At 69.9% G+C, this 22,993-nt stretch carries 17 protein-coding genes and 1 tRNA gene; 2 read left to right on the plus strand and 16 right to left on the minus strand.

Annotation, left to right across the window (positions count from 1 at the left end):
* Positions 1-42: 42 nt before the first annotated feature.
* The 9 genes from folK to dacB all read right to left on the minus strand — a co-directional run bounded on the left by folK (position 43) and on the right by dacB (position 10,443).
* Positions 43-537: a 2-amino-4-hydroxy-6-hydroxymethyldihydropteridine diphosphokinase gene (gene folK, locus CEP50_RS15650; RefSeq protein WP_106114693.1), complete on the minus strand. Its 495-nt coding sequence runs from the start codon at positions 535-537 to the stop codon at positions 43-45.
* Complete coding sequence (gene folB, locus CEP50_RS15655; RefSeq protein WP_019855827.1) at positions 534-926, minus strand: dihydroneopterin aldolase; 393 nt, start codon at positions 924-926, stop codon at positions 534-536. Before folB ends, folK begins: the two co-directional genes overlap by 4 nt.
* The gene (gene folP / locus CEP50_RS15660; protein ID WP_258175304.1) at positions 919-1,767 is read right to left on the minus strand and encodes a dihydropteroate synthase; all 849 of its coding nucleotides are present in this window, start codon (positions 1,765-1,767) and stop codon (positions 919-921) included. The genes folB and folP overlap by 8 nt, the downstream gene beginning before the upstream one ends.
* Complete coding sequence (gene folE, locus CEP50_RS15665) at positions 1,767-2,390, minus strand: GTP cyclohydrolase I FolE (protein WP_106114695.1); 624 nt, start codon at positions 2,388-2,390, stop codon at positions 1,767-1,769. The genes folP and folE overlap by 1 nt, the downstream gene beginning before the upstream one ends.
* 80 nt (positions 2,391-2,470) lie before the next feature.
* Complete coding sequence (gene ftsH / locus CEP50_RS15670) at positions 2,471-5,026, minus strand: ATP-dependent zinc metalloprotease FtsH (RefSeq protein WP_106114696.1); 2,556 nt, start codon at positions 5,024-5,026, stop codon at positions 2,471-2,473.
* A 341-nt stretch (positions 5,027-5,367) separates the two neighbouring features.
* The gene (gene hpt, locus CEP50_RS15675; protein ID WP_019855832.1) at positions 5,368-5,925 is read right to left on the minus strand and encodes a hypoxanthine phosphoribosyltransferase; all 558 of its coding nucleotides are present in this window, start codon (positions 5,923-5,925) and stop codon (positions 5,368-5,370) included.
* Between the two features lie 32 nt (positions 5,926-5,957).
* Complete coding sequence (gene tilS / locus CEP50_RS15680; protein WP_106114697.1) at positions 5,958-6,941, minus strand: tRNA lysidine(34) synthetase TilS; 984 nt, start codon at positions 6,939-6,941, stop codon at positions 5,958-5,960.
* A 78-nt stretch (positions 6,942-7,019) separates the two neighbouring features.
* Positions 7,020-8,210, minus strand: a complete 1,191-nt coding sequence (locus tag CEP50_RS15685) for a zinc-dependent metalloprotease (protein ID WP_258175306.1) — start codon at positions 8,208-8,210, stop codon at positions 7,020-7,022.
* 64 nt (positions 8,211-8,274) lie between these two features.
* The gene (gene dacB / locus CEP50_RS15690; protein ID WP_106114698.1) at positions 8,275-10,443 is read right to left on the minus strand and encodes a D-alanyl-D-alanine carboxypeptidase/D-alanyl-D-alanine endopeptidase; all 2,169 of its coding nucleotides are present in this window, start codon (positions 10,441-10,443) and stop codon (positions 8,275-8,277) included.
* Between the two features lie 532 nt (positions 10,444-10,975).
* Here dacB and CEP50_RS15695 point away from each other — a divergent pair.
* Positions 10,976-11,464 (plus strand): inorganic diphosphatase, encoded by a 489-nt coding sequence (locus tag CEP50_RS15695; protein ID WP_106114714.1) that lies wholly within the window; start codon positions 10,976-10,978, stop codon positions 11,462-11,464.
* 138 nt (positions 11,465-11,602) lie between these two features.
* Here the strand turns inward: CEP50_RS15695 and CEP50_RS15700 are convergent, their stop codons facing one another.
* The 5 genes from CEP50_RS15700 to CEP50_RS15720 form a co-directional block, all read right to left on the minus strand.
* Positions 11,603-12,037 carry a hypothetical protein gene (locus tag CEP50_RS15700; protein ID WP_106114699.1) on the minus strand — a complete coding sequence of 145 codons (435 nt, stop codon included), beginning with the start codon at positions 12,035-12,037 and terminating at the stop codon, positions 11,603-11,605.
* 163 nt (positions 12,038-12,200) lie between these two features.
* Positions 12,201-13,028, minus strand: a complete 828-nt coding sequence (locus tag CEP50_RS15705) for a DUF4231 domain-containing protein (protein ID WP_258175307.1) — start codon at positions 13,026-13,028, stop codon at positions 12,201-12,203.
* Positions 13,029-14,181: 1,153 nt separating this feature from the next.
* Entirely contained in the window at positions 14,182-15,204 is a 1,023-nt protein-coding gene (locus tag CEP50_RS15710) for a cytochrome d ubiquinol oxidase subunit II (RefSeq protein ID WP_106114701.1), read from the minus strand.
* Positions 15,201-16,556, minus strand: coding sequence for a cytochrome ubiquinol oxidase subunit I (locus tag CEP50_RS15715; protein ID WP_106114702.1), 1,356 nt, complete (start codon positions 16,554-16,556; stop codon positions 15,201-15,203). The genes CEP50_RS15710 and CEP50_RS15715 overlap by 4 nt, the downstream gene beginning before the upstream one ends.
* A 362-nt stretch (positions 16,557-16,918) precedes the next feature.
* Positions 16,919-16,992 (minus strand) — tRNA-Thr (locus tag CEP50_RS15720).
* A gap of 102 nt (positions 16,993-17,094) precedes the next feature.
* Here CEP50_RS15720 and CEP50_RS15725 point away from each other — a divergent pair.
* The gene (locus CEP50_RS15725; RefSeq protein WP_106114703.1) at positions 17,095-18,621 is read left to right on the plus strand and encodes a hypothetical protein; all 1,527 of its coding nucleotides are present in this window, start codon (positions 17,095-17,097) and stop codon (positions 18,619-18,621) included.
* A 30-nt stretch (positions 18,622-18,651) separates the two neighbouring features.
* On the opposite strand, the gene CEP50_RS15730 is transcribed toward CEP50_RS15725, so the two are convergent.
* Positions 18,652-19,872, minus strand: a complete 1,221-nt coding sequence (locus CEP50_RS15730) for a DNA polymerase III subunit delta' (RefSeq protein ID WP_106114704.1) — start codon at positions 19,870-19,872, stop codon at positions 18,652-18,654.
* Between the two features lie 72 nt (positions 19,873-19,944).
* Complete coding sequence (topA, locus tag CEP50_RS15735; protein WP_445596576.1) at positions 19,945-22,872, minus strand: type I DNA topoisomerase; 2,928 nt, start codon at positions 22,870-22,872, stop codon at positions 19,945-19,947.
* Positions 22,873-22,993 lie beyond the last annotated feature (121 nt).

Raw genomic sequence — 22,993 nt, forward strand, 5'->3', positions numbered from 1 at the left:
CCCGAGCACGGCTTCCCGACCCACGCGCTGCGGCCACGGTTGTCAGTACAACGTCAGATCCGAGCGTTTCCGCACCCCGGCGACCTCCTCAGGAGGGAGTTCCCGGCACAGCGCGAAAACAGCACCGTGTCCGGGTAACACGGCGGCACCGTCCATCTCCGCCCAGGGAACCAGCACGGTGGCCCGCTGCGGCGTCCCCGGGTGCGGCAGCAACAACTCGGGGTGGTCGCTGCGCACGTCGTCCACAGTGACCACGTCGACGTCCAGTGTGCGCGGTCCCCACCGCTGCCGGCGAACCCGTTCGGCCCGCTGTTCGAGCTGCTGGGCACGGCGCAACCAGTCCCACTCCCCGAACTCGACGGAGTCCACCAGCACCACAGCGTTCAGGAAGTCGGGCTGATCGGTGACCCCCCACGGAGCGGTCTCGTACACCGAGGAGGTCGCCACCAGCACCTCGGACAACCCCCGCACCGCCAGCCGCAGGTAACCGAGCCGGTCCCCGAGGTTCGACCCGAGGGAAAGGACCGCCCTGCTCATGCCGAAACGGCCCTCCCTCCGCGGCCGCCGCGCCGTGAGCGCCGGATGGTCACCGCGACGTCGTCGAAGGTGAGCGGGATCGGAGCGGAGGGTTTGTGTATCGTCACCTCGGCGGCATGGGGCCTGTCGTCGGTCATGATGTCGTCGGCAATCTCGGCGGCCACCGTCTCGATCAGGTCCCGCGCGGGACCGGCCACCACGGCGGCGGCACGTTCGGCGAGCACCCCGTAGTGCAGCGTGCCGGTCACGTCGTCGCTCGCGGCGGCCTCCCCCAGGTCGACCCACACCGTGATGTCCACGACGAACTCCTGACCGTCCCGCTTCTCCCGCTCGAACACTCCGTGGTGTCCGAACACGCGCAGTCCGGTGAGTGTGATCCGGTCAGCCACGTTCGCTCCCTCCGTGCTGCCAGTGGGCGGCCACCGTCACCGCGTCCAGCGACGCCCGCACGTCATGCACCCGCACCGCCCACGCCCCGCGCTCGGCGGCCAACGCGGACACCGCGGCGGTGGCCACGTCCCGGCCGGAGGCGGGGCGGGGAGTTCCCGCGGAGTCCGCCAGCGCGCTGCCCAGGAACCGCTTGCGGGAGGCACCCACCAGCACGGCGGGCCCCATGTCCAGGAAGGTCTCCAACGCACGCAGCAGCCGCCAGTCGTGTTCGGCGTTCTTGGCGAAACCGAGCCCCGGGTCCAGCACGAGGGCGTCCTCGGACACCCCCGCCGCCAGCGCGTCCTCGACACGGGCGGACAGCTCCGCCCGCACCTCGCTCACCACGTCGGTGTACACGGCCAGGGAGTTCATGTCCCTGCTGTGACCCCGCCAGTGCATGAGGATCCAGGGAACACCGGCGTCGGCGACCGCAGCGGCCATCTCCGGATCGGCGAGTCCGCCGGAGACGTCGTTGACCAGCACGGCTCCCTCCCGCACGGCCGCGACGGCGATCTCGGCGCGCATGGTGTCCACACTGACGGGAACACCGGCCCGAGACAGCTCACGGACCACCGGCAGCACGCGTTCCGCCTCGACCTCGGCCGCCACGCGTTCGGCACCGGGACGGGTGGACTCCCCGCCCACGTCGACGATGTCGGCACCCTGGTCCCGCAGGTGCTTGCCGTGGGCCACGGCGACCTCGTGGTCCAGGTAACTGCCACCGTCCGAGAAGGAGTTGTGCGTCACGTTCAACACGCCCATGACCAGGCAGCGCGACGCTCTCGGCAGCTCTGCGGGCATCACTTCCCCCGAATCAACGACAACGCCTCGGACCGGGAGGAAGCCGAGGAGCGGAACACGCCGCGCACGGCGGAGGTGGTGGTCACCGAGCCCGCCTTGCGCACCCCGCGCATCCCCATGCAGAGGTGCTCCGCCTCCACCACGACGATGACCCCGCGCGGCTCCAGCTTCCTGGTGAGGGCGTCGGCGATCTGCGAGGTCAGCCGCTCCTGCACCTGCGGGCGCTTGGCGTACAGGTCGACCAGCCGCGCCAGTTTGGACAGCCCGGTGACCCTCCCCTGGTCGTTGGGGATGTAGCCGATGTGGGCCATGCCGTGGAAGGGCAGCAGGTGGTGCTCGCACTGCGAGTACATCGGAATGTCCCGCACCAGTACGAGCTCCTCGTGCGACTCGTCGAAAGTGCGGTCCAGCACCTCGTCGGGGTCGGTGTAGAGCCCGGTGAACAGTTCCTCGTAGGCACGGGCCACCCGCTCCGGGGTCTCCCGCAGCCCTTCCCGGTCCGGATCCTCACCCGCGGCCAGCAGCAACTCGCGGATCGCGGCCTGCGCTCGGGGCTTGTCGAAGCGTTGATGCACGAACTCGGCGGGGTCGGAGCCGAATTCGGCGTCCGGCCCCGCCGGCACGTTCTCAGCTGTCACGTGTCGTTCCCTCCACGGAGGCGAGGCCTCCGGCCTCCGCCGGAAGCCTCCGGGACCCCACCCTCTCAGCGGTGGTCGGAAGAACTCCCGTTCTCCCCCGTCGACGGCCCCGTCTCGTCGCCTCCGGAATTCCGTCCTCGGTCCTGTTCGGCGGACGTTTCCGCACTCGAATCAGTCGGGGACTGCTCGGCCCGCTCACCGGCCCCCTCCTCGGGGGAGGCGGAGGGCGAGGCGGACTGCTGTCCCTGCTGGATCTGCTCGGTCTGCTGCCCCGGCTGTTGGGAGGGGGGCTGTCCCCCGCCCTGCGGGCCACCGCTCCCCGGCTGACCCCCGCTGTCCCACGAGGGAGTCCAGTTGTGCTGGTTCGAGGCGGGAGGCTGGTATCCGGGCTGGGCGCCGGGGGAGGTCGCCGGAGTCCACCCGGGGGGAGCACCGTAGTTGGGCGGAACACCCTGCGGCGCGTACCCCTGGGGAGGAGCGGGGTAGGGCATCTGGACCGTTCCCGGCTGCTGCCCCTGTGGGGGCTGCTGGGGATAACCGCCCTGTTGCGGCTGTCCGGGGTAGCCCTGGGGCTGCGGCCCCTGCTGGTTCGGTGCCGGATATCCGGCGCCCTGCTGCGGGCCGTAACCGTTGGTTCCGGGCACCGCCCCCACCGGGGTCGGACTGGGCTGCTCCTCGACCGGGGGCGGCCAGGGCTCACCGCGTTCCATGGCCAGCTCGCCGGGCGTCTTGATCGGCGGCTTGTCCGAGGGGGTGCGTCCACCGAAGTCGTTGAACGCGGTGATCCGGGGACGCTTCTCGACCTCGGCGAAGATCCGCTCCAGGTCGGTGCGGTTGAGCGTCTCCTTCTCGATGACCTCCAGCACGAGGTTGTCGAGCACGTCCCGGTAGGTGTTCAGGATCTCCCACGCCTCGGTGTGCGCGGCTTCGATGAGCTTGCGCACCTCCTCGTCGATCTCGTGGGCCACCTCCAGCGAGTAGTTCGGCTGCTGGCCGGCGGAGCGTCCCAGGAAGGGGTCCCCCTCCTCCTTGCCGTACTTGACGGCACCGAGCCGGGCGGTCATGCCGTACTCGGTGACCATCGCCCTGGCGATCTTCGTCGCCTGTTCGATGTCGCTGGAGGCCCCGGTCGTCGGCTCGTGGAAGACCAGTTCCTCCGCCGAACGCCCACCGAGTGCGAACACCAGACGGGCGATCATCTCCGAGCGGGTCATCATGTCCTTGTCGTCCTCGGGGACGACGAGAGCGTGCCCGCCGGTCTTGCCCCGCGGGAGGATCGTCAGCTTGTAGACGGGCTCCAGGTCGGGCATCGCCCAGGCGGCCAGGGCGTGGCCACCCTCGTGGTAGGCGGTGATCTTCTTGTCCCGCTCCGAGATGACCTTGGTCTTGCGGCGCGGACCACCGATCACCCGGTCGACCGACTCCTCCAGCGCCGCACCGGTGATGAGCTGCGCGTTCTCCCGCGCGGTCAGCAGGGCAGCCTCGTTGACCACGTTCTCCAGGTCGGCACCGGAGAATCCCACGGTCCGTTTGGCCAGCCCGTCCAGGTCGACGTCGGCGCCCAACGGCTTGCCCTTGGTGTGCACGTTCAGGATCGCGCGTCGACCCCGCAGGTCGGGCGCGGCCACCGGAATCTGGCGGTCGAACCGACCGGGGCGCAGCAGAGCCGGGTCGAGGATGTCGGAGCGGTTCGTCGCCGCGATCAGGATGATCCCGCCACGGGAGTCGAACCCGTCCATCTCGACCAACAGCTGGTTCAGGGTCTGTTCCCGCTCGTCGTGGCCGCCGCCGAGACCGGCACCGCGTTGCCTGCCGACGGCGTCGATCTCGTCCACGAAGACGATGCACGGAGCGTTCTGCTTGGCCTGCTCGAACAGGTCGCGCACCCGGGAGGCACCGACACCGACGAACATCTCCACGAAGTCCGAACCGGAGATCGAGTAGAACGGCACCCCGGCCTCACCGGCCACGGCACGGGCGAGCAGCGTCTTACCCGTTCCGGGAGGCCCGTAGAGCAGCACGCCCTTCGGGATCTTCGCGCCCAGCGCCTGGTACCGACTCGGGTGCTGCAGGAAGTCCTTGATCTCGTGCAGCTCCTCGACGGCCTCGTCGGCCCCGGCGACGTCGCTGAACAACGTCTTGGGCATGTCCTTGGTGAACTGCTTGGCCTTGGACTTGCCGAAGTTCAGCACCTTGCTGCCGCCGCCCTGGGCGTTGTTCATCATCCACATCACCAGCAGGACCAGCAGCCCCAGCGGGATGAGATAGATGAACAACTGGCTCCAGATGGAGCTCTGGGAGACCTCGGAATCCCAGTTCGAGATACCGGACTGCTCTATCCGGTTGACGATGTCCTCGTTCGCACCGCTCGGATACTGGGCGATGATCCGGTTGCTGCCCTGAACCTGGACGCCCTCGTTCAGAGTCAGTTTCAGCCGCTGTTCCTTGTCCTCGATCGTGGCCTCGGCCACGTTCCCCTGCGAGATCTGGCGCAGAGCCGTGGAGGTCGACACGTCGGTGTACCCACGCGTGTCGTCGAAAAGCACGCTGAAGGCGTAGAACAGCAGCAACACCGCCAACAGCCACAGCAGCGGGTTGCGGAGCAGGCGCTTTCGGTCCATTCACTTGCGGCCGCGGCGCGGCCTCGACCCTCCCTGACTGTCACGTCGGGTGGTGGCGGGCGTCCATTCAACGTCCACCCCCGGTTCGGCCCAGCGTACCGGTCCCACCAGCGTGAAACTGAGCGAACCGAGCCACAGCCCTCCAGGGTACCCGCCCCTGGATTTCCAACGGGTCACACGCCGGATTAGTTCCCACCACCTCCCCACGGGTGGTACGACACACCGACGAGGACCCGCCCGAGCCGTTCTCCGAGGTCGCCCCGGAGACGGACTCCACGCGGGCGCTTTCCGTCCCCTTCCGGTTGTACCCGCCACCACGGCACCACGGGAACCGCGCGGAGTCAGGTCCCGGAGGTGTAGACCTTCGGATCGAGGCTACCGATGTAGGGGAGGTCGCGGTAGCGCTCCGCGAAGTCGAGCCCGTAGCCCACGACGAACTCGTTGGGGATGTCGAAGCCGACGTACCTGACCGGGATCTCGACCTGCACCGCGTCCGGCTTGCGCAGCAGGGTGCACACCTCGAGCGAGGCGGGGTTGCGCGCGGTCAGGTTCTTCAGCAACCAGGACAGCGTCAGCCCCGAGTCGATGATGTCCTCGACGACCAGCACGTGCTTGTCCGCGATGTCCCGGTCCAGGTCCTTGAGGATCCGCACAACCCCGGAGGAGGAGGTCGAGGACCCGTAGGAGCTGACCGCCATGAACTCCAGCTGGGCAGGCCGGGGAAGCGCCCGGGCCAAATCGGTCATCACCATGACGGCGCCCTTGAGGACCCCCACCAGGACCAGATCCCCGCCGTGGAGCTGCCCGTAGTCCTCGTCGATCTGCTTGGCCAGTTCGGTGATCTTGTCGTTGATCTGCTGCTCGGAGATGAGCACGGAGGCAATGTCGCCGTCGTACACGGCCCGCCTTCCCCTCTCGATTGGGTTGCTGTTCACCCGTCGCTCGCTCGTTCTTCGATTCGGCGACCCCCGCATTCCACCAGAAGAGTTCCGCGCACACGAATCAGCTCGAACCCTCCGGGCAGAGCGTGACCACCCTGACCGCGCCAGTCACCGACCAGCGCGTCCGCCTCACGCAGATGGGCATCGCTGAGCTCGGGGACACCGCACGCGCGCAGCCAGTCCCGCAGTACTCGTCTGCGCAGCGGGGGCGGGTTCTCGGCCAGCGCCGGCGCGTCGAGTCCCTCCGGGGTGCGCACCCGCGCGCGCAGCTCCTCGGCGAGCGTGTCCAGCGCGTCCGCGTCCTCCCGAAGCTGCGCCGCCGTCCGGGACAGGGCGGAGGCAACCCCACCCTGCAACACGTCCTCCATCAGGGGCAACACTTCGGTGCGCAGCCGTACCCTGGTGAAACGGGAGTCCGCGTTGTGCGGATCCCTCCAGGGGGACAGCCCCAGTTCGGCACAGACCGCCTCGGTGGTCCTGCGGGAGACCTCCAGCAGCGGACGCAGCCACGGCGGATCCACCGGCCGCATGCCCGCCACCGACCGGGGGCCGGAGCCCCTCCCCAGACCGAGCAACACCGTCTCGGCCTGGTCGTCCCTGGTGTGCCCCAACAGCACGGGAGCCCCCTCCGGGCGGCACCGGCGCAACGCCTCGTAACGAGCACGGCGGGCCGCCGCTTCGGGTCCCCCACCGCCCCCGGGGGTGACCCGCACCGTCTCCACCCCGGAACAACCGAGCCCGCTCAGTTGGTCGGCCGCCCGTGCGGCCACCGCCTCCGAACCCTCCTGCAGGCCGTGGTCGACGACCACCGCGTGCACCGGAACGTGGCGGTGCCGGCCGACGTACACCGCCGCCGCGGCCAAGGCGAGCGAATCAGGCCCGCCGGAGCAGGCCACCACCAGCGGTTTTCCCCGGTAAGGGGCAGCCTGTTCGGAGTCGAGCAGTCTGCGCACCGCGACGCGGATCTCACTCACACAGGGAGCTGGAGGCACACCGGAATTGTGCCCCTCGCCCTCCGGGTTCCCGACCACCGGCCACGCGGCGGTGTGCGGTCACCCGTGTACCCGGCGCACCCACTCGGCGGGAGCTGACAGCTCCGCGCGGGTCGGCAGGTGGTCAGGACGGCTCCACACCGCGTTGAACCCGTCCATGCCCACCGTGTCCACCACGTGCCGGGTGAACTCGGCGCCCTTGGCGTACTGCTTGATCTTCGCGTCCATCCCCAGCAGACTCCGCAGCACCCTGTCCAACAGTCCTCCGCCCGCGCGGCGGCGGGTGAACCGCTCCCGGATCGTGCGCACGCTGGGGACGACCCGGGGGCCGACCGCGTCCATCACGTGGTCGGCGTGGCCCTCCAACAGGGTGGAGACCGCGATGATCCGGTCCAGAGCCGCGCGCTGCTGCGGTGTCTGCAACAGCTCCACCAGCCCCAACACACCGGGACTGGTGTCGGCCTCCCCGGAACGGCCGGAACGCACCTCCCGCACCGCAGCCGGCACCCTGCTCAGCATCTCGCCCGTGGAGCCGTCCATCTCCCCCATGAGCTCACCCACGCTGTCGGCGAAGTACTCACGCAACCAGGGGACCGCGTTGAACTGCAACCGGTGGGTGGACTCGTGCAGGCACACCCACATGTGGAAGTCCCGCTCCGGAACGTCCAGCGCGCGCTGGGCCGTCACGATGTTCGGTGCCACCAGCAACAACCTGCCCGGGTCCTCGTCCGCCGACACGGCGGGGGCGAAGGGGTCGTACTGCCCCAGGACCTTGCTGCCGAGATAGGCCAGCACCACACCGGCCTGAAGTCCCGCACCGCGGCTGCTGACCGCCGCCAACAGCTCACCGGAGCGCTCCGCCCCGGCGGACACGGCGTTCTCGACGGCCGTCTCGGTCAGCTCGGCCAACCCTCTGCTCGCGCAGTGCAGCCATCCGGGCCGGTCCACCACGTCCCCGGAGCGCACGGGAAGTTCCGCACCCAGCCCGGTCACCTCGCGCACATGGGTCTCGGCTCCCACGCTGTACTCGCGCAGGCTCGCCACCGCACTGTCCGCCTCGGCGCGGGAGATCTCCGGCCCCGGACCGAGCAGCCTGGCGGCCGTGCCCACGGCGAGATCCCAGTCGATCGTCCCCGATCCCGCCCCCGCGGCCGCACGTTCGTCCCGGATCCGTCCGGGGCGCTCCGGGCCGGCGTGCCCGGACACCGTACGACGCGGCGGCACGGGGAACGCGGAAGCACGAACACTCACAGCACTGACCGTACACGCATCGGAGCGGGGCGGCGAACCTCGGAAGGAACACCCCGGAGACCGGTCACCGGCAACCGCACTCGTGCAGGTGCGCGGCCATCCTGTCCAGCAGCGGACGGGCCTGCGCAGCCCGGCTGCCGTTGGTGAGGAACACGAAACCCAGCAGGCGCCCGTCCTCGGTGACCACCGTGCCCGCCAGGGCGTTCACCCCGGTGAGCGTCCCCGTCTTCGCCCGCACCCAGCCGCGTGCCTCGGCGGAGCGCCCGTCCTCGTAGCGTCCGGCGAGACTGCCGGTGGCACCGGCGATCGGGACCGCCGTGAGCAGCGGACGCAACCGCGCGCTGGCTCCGGAGGGACTGTCCGCAGGCGCGCTCGCGGTGCGCAACACCTCCCCCAGCAACCGGGGGGTCACCCGGTCCTGCTCGGAGAGACCGCTGCCGTCCCGCAGACGGAGTCCGCTCGTGTCGAAGCCGTGCTCCTCCAACACCTCGCGCACCGCCTCCGTGGCTCCGGAGAACGAGGGCTCGTGACCGGTGGCGATCGCGACCTGGCGCGCCACGGCCTCGGCCAGCACGTTGTCCGAGTCCCGTAACAGCTTGCCCACCAGTTCCCGTAACGGCGGGGACTCGACCTCGGCGACTTCGGAGGAACCCTCCCGGACCGTCGTGGTGCTCACCGACTCGGAGGACACCCCGAGTCGGGAGGCCAGTTCCCTGCCCACGTCGAGAGCCGGTTCGTGGCTGCGCCCACTGACCTTGCTCGTGGGGTCGTCACGCCCTCCGTCGAGCATCACCGGACGCATCGGGGCGATGTATCCCCGGTCCACGTCGTCCGGGTCCCAGCCGGGGGCCAGCGTGGGACCGCTGTACCGGCTCACGTCCACCTTGATCGACTCGATCTCGCCGGTGGTGGTCTCGCGGATCTCGCGCACCAGCTCGTCCAGCCGCGCCGCCCCCGGATACACCGACTCCTCCCCCTCGGGGAGAGAGGACAGCGTGGGATCCCCTCCGCCCACCAGCACCAGGCTGCCCGGTTCCTCACCCCGCACCACCGTGGTGCGGAACCGGAAGTCGTGGTCGACGGCCAGCAGCGCGGCGCACGAGGTGAGCAGCTTGTTCGTCGACGCCGGGGTCATGGCCCGTTCCTCGTGGTGGCTCCACAGCACCTTCCCACTGGCGGAGTCCAGCACCACTCCTCCGAACTCACCCAGCTCCGGACGCGCGGCCGTCCCGTCGAGCGCGGCGGCCAGCCCGTCCCGGGTGGGGGTCGGGGCGGCCGAGTCCAGCCCCCGGACCGAGGGGTTCAGCCACGCGAGCGCGGGGCCGTGGGCCCGAGGTGTGGTCCCGCCCCACCAGGCCAGTGTTCCGAGCACCGCGGCGCAACCGAGCACGACCACCCCCACCAGAGAGAGGAGCACGGTCGGCTTCCTGCCGAGTCCTCTCCTCCGGGGTGGCCGCTCGCTGTCCGCGGGCGTCTCCTCCCCGGCGGTGGCGGCCGGTTCGCGGACGGCCTGTTCGGCCGGGGGGTGTTCCCCGGCGACCGGTTCGGCCGGGGGTTGTTCACCGACGGCCTGTTCGCCCGAGGATCGTTCGCCGGAGTCGGTGTCCTCCGCCGGGGTCCGGGGTGGAACGGGCGCGGGCGGAGGCGGGGGCTGCTCGGAACCAGTGGTTCGTCCGGCCACCGGGAACACGGGGAGGGTCGCCGAGGGCATCCCGAAGTCGGAGGGCTCCGCCGGCCGCTCGGTCGTCGGGGGGACGTTGCCCGCCAGCGTGTTCCCCGTGAAGAGGTCCGCCCCACCGGCACCCTCACCTCGCTCGTCCGGGGTCCCCGGAATCCCGGAGGAACCGCAGGCCCCCTCTCCTCCGATCACGGGGATCGTCGTGGTCGGGGGATCCGAGATCGGGTCGCTCGGCCACGGCCCGGCGGGGGACTCCGGTTCCTCCCGATCCCCCTCGGGTTCGGGCTCACGGGCCGCGGTGTGCAGCCGTTGCGTGCTCTCGACGGCTGCCTCGTCGTGCTCCGGCCACTCCGGCACCGGCTCGGACGTCGCCCCCGACGTGGCCTCCTCGGGGTCCTCGGTGGGCCAGGCCGGGGCCTGCTCCTGCTCGTTCCCCTCCGAGCACGTCGCGTCCCGGTCGCCGGAGACGGCGGCGGCACCGGTGTCCGCCTCCCCGGAGACGTCGGTCTCCGCGTACTCGCCGGTCGCGCCCTCCGGTTCCTGGGGCTCGGGCAAGGGACTCCTCCTGGGGTGCTGCCTGTCCGCGGGTGCGATCTCGCGCACTGTCGTGCGGCTGGAACGGCTGACGTGTCCCACACTAGATGCGCCGGAACGACAGGCGGGCACAGCCACACCCGGAAGAGCCGGAGACGAGGGACACGATGCGAGAACCCCCGCAGCGCCGCTCGCCGTGGGGCGGGTCGGTGACGACTCGGTCACGGCCCCGCGGAGGATGGGGGCCAACGGTTCGCCCGTGCTCCGCGTCGGCCCGTCGCTCGGCACCGTTGTGGGACGGCCCGCCAAGCCCGCTCCGGAGACGCTCACTTACGCTGTACGCGCATTCCACCGGCGAGCGGCGAGGGTCGCCGTGTGGCCTGCGCGCCGCCGCGACCGGCCCGGCGCCGGACGGTCCGCCAGTGCGCGGGCGATCGGGGACTCCCCGAGAAAGGGTCGGCAACGGCACGGCCGTTCCGGCGACATCCGAGCGGTCGGCGGACCGCACGAGGGGTCGCCGTCCGAAACACCGTCAGGACGAATGAGGAACCGCGTGGACTTCGACGTCACGATCGAGATCCCCAAGGGGAACCGCAACAAGTACGAGGTGGACCACGAGACGGGGCGGATCCGTCTCGACCGGACGCTGTTCACCGCCACCCAGTACCCGGCCGACTACGGGTTCATCGAGCACACCCTCGGCGAGGACGGAGACCCGTTGGACGCGCTCGTGCTCGTGCAGGAGCCGACCTTCCCGGGCTGCCTGATCAGTGCACGCGCGATCGGAATGTTCCGGATGCGCGACGAGAAGGGCGGCGACGACAAGATCATCTGCGTTCCCGCCGACGATCCCCGGCAGGAGCACATCCGGGACATCCACCACGTCCAGGAGTTCCACCGGCTGGAGATCCAGCACTTCTTCGAGGTCTACAAGGACCTCGAACCGGCCAAGAGCGTCGAGGGGGCCACCTGGGTCGGCAGGGACGACGCCGAGGCGGAGATCAAGCGTTCGTACGAACGCGCCAAGGAGCAGGAGCACTGAGCCCTTCCCGGGACGCGGAAACGACGAGGGTCCCCACCCGGTGCGGTGGGGACCCTCGCGTTCCGAGGGCGCCGGTCCCGTACCGGAGCGGCGACGGCGAACACGCGCCCCGCCCCGGGGGGAGGCGTCACCGATGTTCTACCGGCCGCTGATCGGCAGTCCGCCGAGGAGCCCTCCGAGCGGGGAGTCGCCGAGCAGGTCCCCCCCGGTGGACGGGGCGGAAGCCCCGTCGCGCTGCCGCAGCTCTCCCGGCAGCACACTGCTCGTCCCGTCCACGGAGTGGGCGTCGGCGATCCCGGGGACGGTCTGGTCGTGGCCGGGAAGCCCCGCGGGCACGGCGGGAACGTCGTCGCCGGAACGAGCGCTCGCCCCGGGAGCGGCAACGACGTCTCCGACCACTTTCTCGGCGGAGTGCAGGGTCGTGGCCGTGTGGTGGGCGGCCTGGGCGGTGCTTCCGTCGGTGGGCAGCTCGGTCGGCAGGGCGGGGGTCTCCGCCGCGGCGGTGCCCGCGAGTCCGACGGCGCCTGCGCTTCCCGCCAACAGAGCGGCCGCTGCGCTCACAGTGCGTTTCATCGCCTTGCTCCTCTCTGCACAGGGGGCGGTCCTGCGCGCGGCAAAGAGCCTACGGAAACGCCACTGGACACGGTTCAGCGATTACCGACAGCCAACCTTGCACGAAAAGTAATCAAAAACTCCCCAGTTCCCCCTCCGCTACAGTCCGAATCACACCAAAGGGTCAAACAAGAGTGTCCGGGAGGACAGCGGGCCCCACCTGCTGCTGACGTTTGGCGTGTTCGTCCAACAACACCTCGGCCTCGTTGGCGAACTCGGCGTAGGCGGCCTGCTCACTGTCGAAACGGCGGTACTTGCCCACCCGCAGCTCCACCGAGTGGTACTCCCGTTCCAGGGAGTCGGCGGTGAACTGCAGATTCACGCTGCGCTCCCGGTACTTCCCGTAGCCGGACAGCGCCGCCGTCACGGCCACCACGAGACTCAGCCCGACGGCCACCCACCGCGCGGGGGCCATCGACACGGAGGCAGCGGCCACCACCGAGGTCACGATCGACCCGGAGATGACCACCATCTGCAACGAGTTGTGCACGGAACGATAGCGACGGGCCTGTCTGCGGTAGGCGCGCACCGCATCCGGCAGGTACACGCGGTAACGCTTGTGCGCGGACAACAGGTCCCCCGACCCCACCTCCTCCAGCAACTGTTCGCGCCGCGCCTGGTTCAGCTCACGCAGTTCGATCGCCATACCGCGTACCTTGAAGTACTGGCGGTACAGGAGGAAGGCGGAACACACTACGGAGATCACCGAAATCACCGAGACGAGTGTGGTCATCCCCCATCCCGGTGTTCCCAGCACGAAGTAGCTCACGGCCGAGGCGAGCAACGCCACGTTCACGGGCAGGGCCCACACGACCAGCAGACGTCGTAACAGCAGCGCCCGATGCGCCTGCTCGGAGAGGTCCGCGATGCGTCGCGCGACGTCATCGGGTGGCGAGTCGGCGGAGAGCACACCTCCTCCGACTATCCCCGTACTGACCTCGGTACTGCTCATCACACGATCCCTTCACGGCGTCACTGTGATCGAAATAGCTCAACAGCGTTACTGCAATCGGCTGACGGGGTGACGCCCGAGCTGATCGAATAACGGAACGCGTTCGGCACCTCCGAACGGAGGTACCGCTCCCGCTCACCGGCGACCACCGACCCGCCACCTCACCCACGAGCTCTCCCAGACGATCACACGCGTCATGAACACGGGTTGTACCACTTCGGACACTCTTCTCCGACACGGTCTCCCGCACCGTTGTCCTGCCCCGGAGAAAATCCGGTTCCGCGCACTCGACCACAGCGGAGAGCCAACATACCGAACCGGAGAACAGGCCTTCCGGGCAAGCACGGCGGACCGAAGCGACGTCTCCCCCACCCGCGCGGACGGCACCGCCACGGGTCGTCGTTCGCGTGCACCACTCGGCAGAGCCGACGACAACTTCCCGCTATCGGGAAAGTAAGCACCACCCACGATCACCCGACCGTGTCCCGGCTCCCGCGGTCACGCACCACGAGTACGCCCACAGCCGCCCCGTCGTCGGAACGCGGGAGCGCCGGGGCCGCGGACACGGCAACACCTCCGGCACCACTCCGAGAACTGTCGTCCACGACGGACCGAGCGGTCGCGACGGGAAGATTCCGGGGAGGTCCATCGCGAAAACGTCCCGAAAAATCCCCCGGAAGAGGGCCCACACGTCTTTCCGGCGCCTCATCCGAACAGTGCCCCCATTCACACCACCCCAGCACTCGACCACCGCTCGGAGTGCTCGATCACGTCATGCCCCGTGGCTGTGCGACATCCGGCCCGAAAGAGCTCGCGGAGCTGGCCACGCGATGATCATATTACATCCCGGAACGGAATCGTCGGGCCTTCCGAACCGAGGAAGTACCAGCAGCGCAGTCCGGCTTCGTGCCGCCGTGTCCGCGCGGCATCACAAGGCCCGGCGCACACGCGGAAGGGGGCCGGTGAGCATTCCCTCCGCCGACGGTGTTTCCCTCGTTCCGGACGAAAAGGACTCGAAGACAGCGTCGAATCGCGGACCATACCTCGATTCGACGAAAATTCTCATTCCTTTCGGTGCCCACCGAACCGAAGAATTTTTCTCATCGGCGTGTTCGCCCCACCCCATACCGATCGGAAGAAACACCGTCACGACTCATTCGGACCCCGTCCGCGTGCGTTCCTCGGAGCTCCCCCGCTGGAACAGGCTGAACATCCACCACAAGGACGGAAGCAGCACCAAGGCCCCGACCAGGATCACCCACAGGCTCACGCGCAGCACGGCGGGTTGGGCCGCGGCCTCGGCGATCGTGGTGTCCGGCAACAGCACCAGGGGGTACTGGGCCACCGCCCACCCCCACAGCAGAGCCGCCACGGCCACAGCCGCGGCGATCCGCGAGAGCAGGTAACGCCTGGTCAGCAACAACAGCAGCGAAACGACCCCGCCGAGAGCGGAGACCGCGATCACCCCGATCCCCCTGCCCACCAGCCCCGCGTAGAGCCGAGGGGCGTCGGCGTGCAGCACACCGATACCGGCCAGGGCCACCACCCCGGTGACCACGGCGGTACCGAGCGCCTTGCGCCGGAAGACCTCGGCGAGCTCGGCCTTGCCCTCCCTGCGCGCGTCGGCGCACAGGAACACCGCCGCCAGGTAGGCCGCGACGGCCACCGCGAGCACTCCTCCCAGCGCGGAGGTCGGATTCACCCAACTGGTGATCAGCCCACCTTCGGCGATCCCCAGTGGGGTACGACCGGAGGCTATCCCCCCGGCCACCGTTCCGAGGAAGAACGGAGTCACCACCGAGGAGGAGGCGAAAGCGGCCCCGTACATCCGGCGGTGCCCCGACTCGGTGCTCGCCTTGCGGAACGCGAAGGCCGCTCCGCGTGCGATGATGCCCAGCGCCACCAGGGTCAACGGTATGTACATCGTGGAGGCCACCGAGGCGAACACGCCGGGAAACCCGGTCCAGCACAGCACGATCACGAAGATCAGCCACACGTGGTTGGCTTCCCAGACCGGACCGATCGAGTGATTGATGAGCGCACGTTGTTCGGAACCCCGCTCGGTCCCACCGGCGAGCAGGTCCCAGAAGCCACCCCCGAAGTCGGCCCCGCCCAGCAGCACGTAGGCGGTCAGCGCCAACCACATGACAGCGATGAACCAGTCCGCCGGAGTCATCGGAGTTCCTCGTCGTGTTCCTGCGGGGCCAACGGGGCACGGGCCAGGCGTCTCAGCACGTAGACACTGGCCACGGTCATCACGAGATACACCGCGAGCACGGCCAGCAGCCCCCAGAGCAAGCCGGGCACGGGGGTGACGGCCTCGACGGTGCGCATCCGCCCCCAGACGATCCAGGGCTGGCGACCCACCTCGGTGGTGATCCATCCGAACTCCACCGCGAGCGGGGCGGCGAAACCGGCCGCGGTGGCCAGTGCGAGAAAGACCCGCCCCCGGGGCATCCTCCGGCGACGCCACCACACGAGCCCGCACCAGGCCGCGAGCACCAGCAGTCCGAAACCGATCGCCACCATGAGCTGGAAGGACCAGTGCACGATGTTCACCGGGGGGCGGTTCTCGACGGCAGCCGCGGCCAAGCCGGTTATCCGACCCTCCGGGGTCCAGTGGGCCAGCAGGGACAGTCCACTGGGGATCTCGACCGCGTACTCCATCTCCCCCTGCCGGTAGATCCCACCGATGTGCAGCGGAACATGACGCGCCGTCTCGTGCACGCCCTCGATCGCCGCGAGCTTGATCGGCTGGTTCACCGCGAGGAACTTGGCGGCCCAGTCCCCCACCCCGATCTGGACGGGGGTGAGCACCGCCCCCACCGAGAACGGCACCAGGAAACCGAGCCGGTGGTAGCGGTCGTCCCGACCACGCAGGATCGCCGCCGCGTACACGGCCGCCATGCCGAAGCCGGCCACCATGAAGGCCGCGAGGATCATGTGCACGCTCTGGGGCCAGGCCGCCGGGTTGAACATCGCCGCCCACGGCTGTACGTGCACGACCCGACCGTCCCGCAGCTCGAACCCCCGGGGCTGGTTCATCCAGGCGTTGGCCGTGACGACGAAGAACGCCGAGGCGACTCCCGCCACGCACACCGGGATTCCGGTCCACACGTGCACCCGGGGCGGAAGTCTGTCCCAGGCGTAGAGATAGATGCCCAGGAAGATGGCCTCGACGAAGAAGGCGAAACCCTCCAGTGTGAACGGCAGCCCGATGACCTGCCCGTAGGTGTCCATCATGCCGGGCCAGAGCACGCCCATCTCGAAGCTGAGGATCGTGCCCGAGACAGCCCCCACGGCGAAGAGCACTCCCATGGCCTTGGCCCAGCGCCGTGCGAGCAACCGGTAGACCTCGTCACCGGTGCGCACACCCCGCCACTCGGCGAAGACCGTGATCGCGGGCATTCCCACGCCGAAGCAGGCGATCACGATGTGCCATCCCAGCGAGAAGGCCATCTGCAACCGCGCCGCGAACAGATCCGTGGGAGAGGCCGCCTCGGCCAGCACCGGGCCCGTCAGGGACATCCGACCACGTCCCCGGACGACCCGGTCCCCCGCACCCCGGAGCTCGACAACGTTCCTCCCGCTCGCACCGACGAGTCACGGCGCGGACCCGAAGTCACCCCGGACCACGGATCCGCCGCACCACGGTCCGGAACATAATGGATCTCCGGGCCGCTCGCAGGACGAACGAAGCTCCGGGGAACGACACGAGCCGCTGTTCCACACGACGAGCGCACACGGACTTCCCGGTCAGTCGAGTGGGTTGCTGGGGAAACCTCGCGAGCAGCGGTGAGCGCACCTCGGAAGGGGCAACTGCGACCAGAACTGGGACCAACGAGAACCGGCCGCTTCCCGCATCGCGGAAAACGGCCGGTCACTCTCGGAGCCGCCTAGGGGAGTCGAACCCCTGACCTACGCATTACGAGTGCGTCGCTCTGACCGACTGAGCTAAGGCGGCGCAGCCTGGTCCCACTATAGCCTGCCGTCGAACGTCACTCGCAGACCCCCCGCTCGTTGAGCCCCACGGTGACCTCGATCACGAACAGTCGGAAGGTGCCGGATGCGCATACCCACCGTCCACCGCATCGCCGTGTGCTCCGTCGTCTCCCTGGCCGTGGGGTTTCTGGGCCTTCCCGCCGCCGCTCAGAGCACCCCACCGAGCACCCCGGTGCCCAGTCCCGAGTTTCCGGACCAGCCACCGGGTGCCTCGGAACCCGAGGTTCCCCCTCCCGGCCCGGTCGTGGCCGAGGCGGGAACCGGCATAGGTATGCTGCGCGTGCTGCCCAACGCCGTGCCCGGTGAGTCGATCCTCGACGATCCCGAGTTCGACGAGAAGATCCCCAGGCAGGCGCTGGTGGAGACCGGCATGGGCATCTCGGTGGCCAAAGCCAACTCCGAGGCCTACCTGGCCCAGGAGAGGGCCGTGGCGGAGGCGGCCCCCTTCGGTTTCGCCGTCGGAGGCCACGCGCCCGCCCTGCCCGGTTCCCTGGCACAGACGGCGGTGCCCGACCACGAGGAACCGAGGACCCGCGGACTCGAACCCCCTTCCTCCCCGCTGGACAAGCTGCTCGACCTCGGACTGCTCGAAGGAAGCGTGCACGCCCGCTGGGACGAACGGCTCGGCCCCTGTGTGAGCCCCATCTCCGACGCGGAAACCTCGCTGGCCAGCATCTCGGCGGTGAACGTGCTGCCCGCCCTGAAGGACAAGGAACCGGAGTTGGCCCGACGGGCCACGCAGGCTGCTCCCGGGGCGGCGGACGAACGGACCGACGAGCTGTTCGCCCCGCTGGAGCGGCTGGGCGGACTGCTCGGTGGCCCCGCGGCCGAGCCCACGGCGGGCTCGCTGCTGCGTGTTCCCGACCTCATGCGGGCCCACTCCAACGTACGGCTGGTCGACGCCGAAGGGCAGGAGGGCAAAGCGGTCCGGTCCACCTCCGAGTTCGAGGTGGCCAGCATTCGCCTGTTCGCGGGAACCTCCCAGGAACTCCGGGTCGACGTGGTCAGTGCTCCGCGCCTGACGGCCACCGCGACCGGCGACCCCGAGACGTCCACGGTGGACTACATCGCTCCCGTGCTGCGGATCAGCCGGGACGGCGAGGAACTGTTCACTCTCGACGCCGCCCACCCCGAGTTCGAACTCCCGATCGGACTCCCGCTGCCCGGCGACGGGGACACGCCGGGCACCGCCGTGGTCGGCGAGACCGAGCACCCCCGGGTGATCGACCTCGGAGTGCTGCGCCTGAGTCTGGGAGAACTCACCGAGGACAGGGTCGGCACCGAGATGCGTGCCAGAGCCAGGCTGCTGGACCTGGAGATCCTGCCCAACGACTTCCTCGGTTTCTCCACCGCACTGGCCAAGGTCTCGTTCGGGGAACAGTTCGCCAGGGCGAAGGCGCCCGAAGGAGGAGTCCACTGTGATCGGGAACCCGCCACCGAGCCCCCGACCACACCACCGGTGAAGCAGGTGGCGGATCCGCCGCTGCCGAAAACCTCCGGGGCCTACCACGCGGTGGGGCTCTTCTGGACCGGAACCCTGCTGCTGTTGTTCGGGGCCGTGCTCATCGCCGCGCTGCCGCGTCGCCGTTGATCCGCTGCCCTCTTTTCGCGCCGGCAGCGGTCACCGGTACAACTCGGCGGCCAGGGCCTCCACCGCCACCACGGGTTTGACGTTGCGGTTCAGGGCGGTGCGGCAGCGCAGCACCGCCTCCAGCCGACGCAGTGTGGTCTCCGAGGTCCACTCCTCGGCGGCACCGCGGATCTCCCGGGCGAAATCGGGATGGTTCAACGGGACCGAGGCCCCGAAACGGGTGGCCAGCACGTCCCGGTAGAAACCGGCCAGGTCAACCAGGGCGAGGTCCAGGGCGTCCCGTTGGGAACGGGTCGTCCTGGCCTTCTGCTTCTTCTCCAGCTCCTTCAGCGCCGCGTTGGCGCCCTTGGCGGCCGAGGAGGCACCCTTGCCGCTGCCCCCGGCCCCCATGGCGGTGCGCAGCTCCTCCTTCTCCGCCTCGTTGCGCTCCTCGTGCATCTCGGAGGCCTCGGTCTCCGCCGAGCGCACCAACGCCCCGGCCTCGGTGAACACCTCGGAGAGGTCCCGCAGGCCACGCGGGATCCGCAGCACGTCCTCCCGCCGCTGCCGCGCCTGGGGATCGGTGGCCAGCCTCCTGGCCCGGTCGATGTGCCCCCCGCACACGGAGGCGGCCCACTCCGCCGTCTCCGCGTCCACACCGTCCCTGTGGCGGAGCGACTCGGCGATCGCCCCGGTCAGGGGAGTGCGCAGTTGCAGGGGCCGGCACCGGGACCGGATCGTCACCGGGACATCGGCGGGATGGTCCGAGGGGGCGCACAGCAGGAACACCGTCCGTTCCGGGGGTTCCTCCACCGCCTTGAGCAGCGCGTTGCCCGCTCCCTCGGTGAGTCGGTCGGCGTCCTCGATCACCACGATCCGCCAGTGGCCGGTGCTGGGCTTGCGGGCGGCGGCCTGCACCAACGACCGCATCTCGGAGACCGAGATCGACAGTCCCTCCGGTGCCACGGTGGTGACGTCCGCGTGCGTGCCCGCCAGCGCCGTCTCGCAGGAGGCGCACGCCCCGCACCCCAGCGAGTCCGGGTCGGAGCACTGCAACGCCCCCGCGAAGGCCCGCGCGGCGAGCGAACGACCGCACCCCGGCGGCCCGGTGAACAGCCAGGCGTGGGTCATCGCCCCACCCGTCACGTCACCGGTGCCCCGCAGGGCCCGCCGCGCGGCCCGCACCGCGGCCGTCAGGGTGCGCACGGCGGCGGGCTGCCCGATCACCTCGGACCAGATGCCCTGAGCGGGCGAGACATCCTGCTCCGTCATCGACGCCCCTCACCCCGGGTCCGCCACCGGCGGTGGGAGCCGCACCGGCCCCGGCCCCGGTGGCGCGCCCGGTCAACCGTTCGAACTGCCCGCGGCACTGCGCGCGTCCCCACCCGCCGAGCTCCCCGCGCCGGAGTCCTCGGACGTCGAGGCCGCCGAACCGGCCTTCCGGGTGGAGGACGACTTCGCGCCCTTGGCGGAGGTCCCCTTCCTTCCACCGGAACCGCTCTTCGCCGAACCGTTGGACCGGGAACCGCTGCCGCCGGTGGAACCGGTGGTGCTCTTCGACTTCTTCGAGCTCTTCTTCTTGGCCGGAGCCTTGGCCCGGCGTTCGGCCACCAGCTCGATCGCCCGGTCCTTGGTCAGTTCCTCCACCGTGTCGCCCTTGCGCAGCGACGCGTTGGTCTCCCCGTCGGTCACGTACGGCCCGAAACGGCCGTCCTTGACCACGAGGTTCCGTCCCGTGTCGGGTTCCTCGCCCAGCTCCCGCAGCGGAGGGGCCGGGGCCCGACGACCGCGCTGCTTCGGCTGCGCGTAGAGCTCACGGGCCTGCTCCAGCGTGATGGAGAAGATCTGCTCCTCGTTCTCCAGGGACCGCGAGTCACTGCCCCGCTTGAGGTACGGGCCGTAACGGCCGTTCTGGGCGGTGATCACCTCACCGGTGTCCGGATCCGTGCCCACCGTGCGCGGCAACGAGAGCAGCCGCAGCGCGTCGGACAGGGTCACGGTGTCCAACGACATCGACTTGAACAGGCTGGCCGTGCGCGGTTTGCCCTTGGAACCCTCGGGCAGGATCTCGGTCACGTACGGCCCGAAACGGCCGTCCTTGGCCACGATCTCGTTACCGGTTTCCGGGTCGGTGCCGAGCCGGTGTCCCTCCATCGGGGTGGCGAACAGCTTCTCCGCCACCTCCGGGGTCAGCTCGTCGGGGGCCAGGGCGTCCGGCAGGTTGGCGCGCTGGGTCTCGCCGTCGCCGTTCTCCCCCGGCTGCGCGGCCCGCTCCAGATAGGGTCCGTAGCGGCCGACGCGCACGTACACCGTGCGCCCCTGGTCGTCGGTGAACATGGGGATCGAGTTGACCTGCCGCGCGTCGATCTCCTCCACGCCGGAGCCGACGAGCTTCTTCAGCCCACCGGCACGCCCGATCGACTCCTGCGGCCCCACGTCACCGCCGAAGTAGAAGCCGTGCAGCCACTTGGTGCGCTGCTGCGCCCCCTCGGCGATGCGGTCGAGCTCGTCCTCCAGCGCCGCCGTGAAGTCGTAGTCCACCAGCCGGGAGAAGTGCTGCTCCAACAGCCCCACCACGGCGAAGGCGATCCACGACGGCACCAGCGCCGAACCCTTCCGCCACACGTAGCCGCGTTCCTGGATGGTGCTGATGATCGAGGCGTAGGTGGAGGGACGCCCGATCCCCAGGTCCTCCAGCGCCTTGACCAGGCTCGCCTCCGTGTAGCGGGCGGGGGGGTTGGTGGTGTGCTCGTCCGGGCGGAGCTCGCCCGCCCGCAGCGACTGGCCCTCGACCAGCCGGGGCAGGCGCGACTCCGCGTCGTCGGCGACCCCACCGGCCTCGGTGTCCACGGACTCGACGTAGGCCCGGAGGAAACCGGGGAAGGTGATCGTCCGGCCGGAGGCGGCGAACACGCACTCCCGTCCGTTCGCGGCGGTGCCGCTCACCCGCACCGTCATCGTGGTGCCCTTGGCGTCGGCCATCTGGGAGGCGATCGTGCGCTGCCAGATCAGCTCGTAGAGCCGGTGGCCGTCGGCGTCCAGCTCGGAGGCCACCTCACCGGGGGTGCGGAAGTTCTCCCCGGCGGGGCGGATGGCCTCGTGAGCCTCCTGGGCGTTCTTGACCTTGCGCGTGTACTGCCTGGGCTGGGCGGAGAGGTGGTCGTTGCCGTACAGCTCCCCCGCCTGCCGGCGGGCCGCGGACAGCGCCGTGTCGGACAGGGTGGTGGAGTCCGTACGCATGTAGGTGATGTAGCCGTTCTCGTACAACCGCTGCGCCGTGCGCATCGTGCGGTCCGCCGAGAAGCGCAGCTTGCGACCGGCCTCCTGCTGCAACGTGGAGGTCATGAACGGCGCGTACGGTTTCCGCGTGTAGGGCTTCTCCTCGACGCTGGACACGGTCAGCTCGGCCGTTTCCAGGCCGGAGGCGAGCTCCCGGGCGTGCTGCTCGTCCAGCACGAGCGCGTCACCGGTCAGCTGCCCGTCCGGGCCGAAGTCCCTGCCGGTGGCCAGCTTCTGCCCGTCCACGGCCACCAGCCGCGCGCCGAAGTCGCCGTCGTCCTCCTCGGAGCGCAGTGTCGCGGCGATGTCCCAGTACTCGGCGGGGACGAAGCGGATGCGCTCGCGCTCCCGCTGCACCACGATGCGGGTCGCCACCGACTGCACCCTGCCCGCCGAGAGCTTCGGCATGACCTTCTTCCACAGCACGGGGCTGACCTCGTAGCCGTAGAGCCGGTCCAGGATGCGCCTGGTCTCCTGGGCGTCGACCAGGTTGTGGTCCAGCTCGCGCGGGTTGGCGGCGGCGGCCCGGATCGCGGACTCGGTGATCTCGTGGAAGACCATGCGGTGCACCGGCACCGAGGGCTGGAGGGTCTCCATCAGGTGCCAGGCGATGGCCTCGCCCTCGCGGTCGCCGTCAGTGGCCAGGTACAGCTCCTCGGCCCCGGAGAGCGCCTCCCGCAGCTCGTCGACCGTCTCCTGCTTGTCGTCGGTCACCAGGTACAGCGGTTCGAAACCGTTGTCCACGTCCACACCGAGCCGCGCCCACGAGTGCCCCTTGTAGTCGGCGGGCACGTCGGCCGCACCGCGCGGCAGGTCCCTGATGTGCCCGCGGGAGGACTCGACCTCGTACCCAGCGCCGAGAAAGGAAGCGATCTTGCGCGCCTTCGCCGGGGACTCGACGATCACCAATCGCCGACCGCCGGAACTCCCGGTGGAAGCCTGAGAAGCGCGCCCCTTGGCGCCGTCCTTCTTCGTCCGTGTCGAGCCAGCCACGCCTACCCTGCTCTCGTCCGAAGGTGTCCGATTCGTCAGTGTGCACCCTGCACGGTCGGGTTCACCGCGCCGGGGAACGCACAGCGTGACACACGTCGAGTCCGTTCCGCTCGTTTCACCG

It is taken from the genome of Actinopolyspora mortivallis (genome assembly GCF_003001495.1).
Lineage (GTDB): Bacteria > Actinomycetota > Actinomycetes > Mycobacteriales > Pseudonocardiaceae > Actinopolyspora > Actinopolyspora mortivallis_A.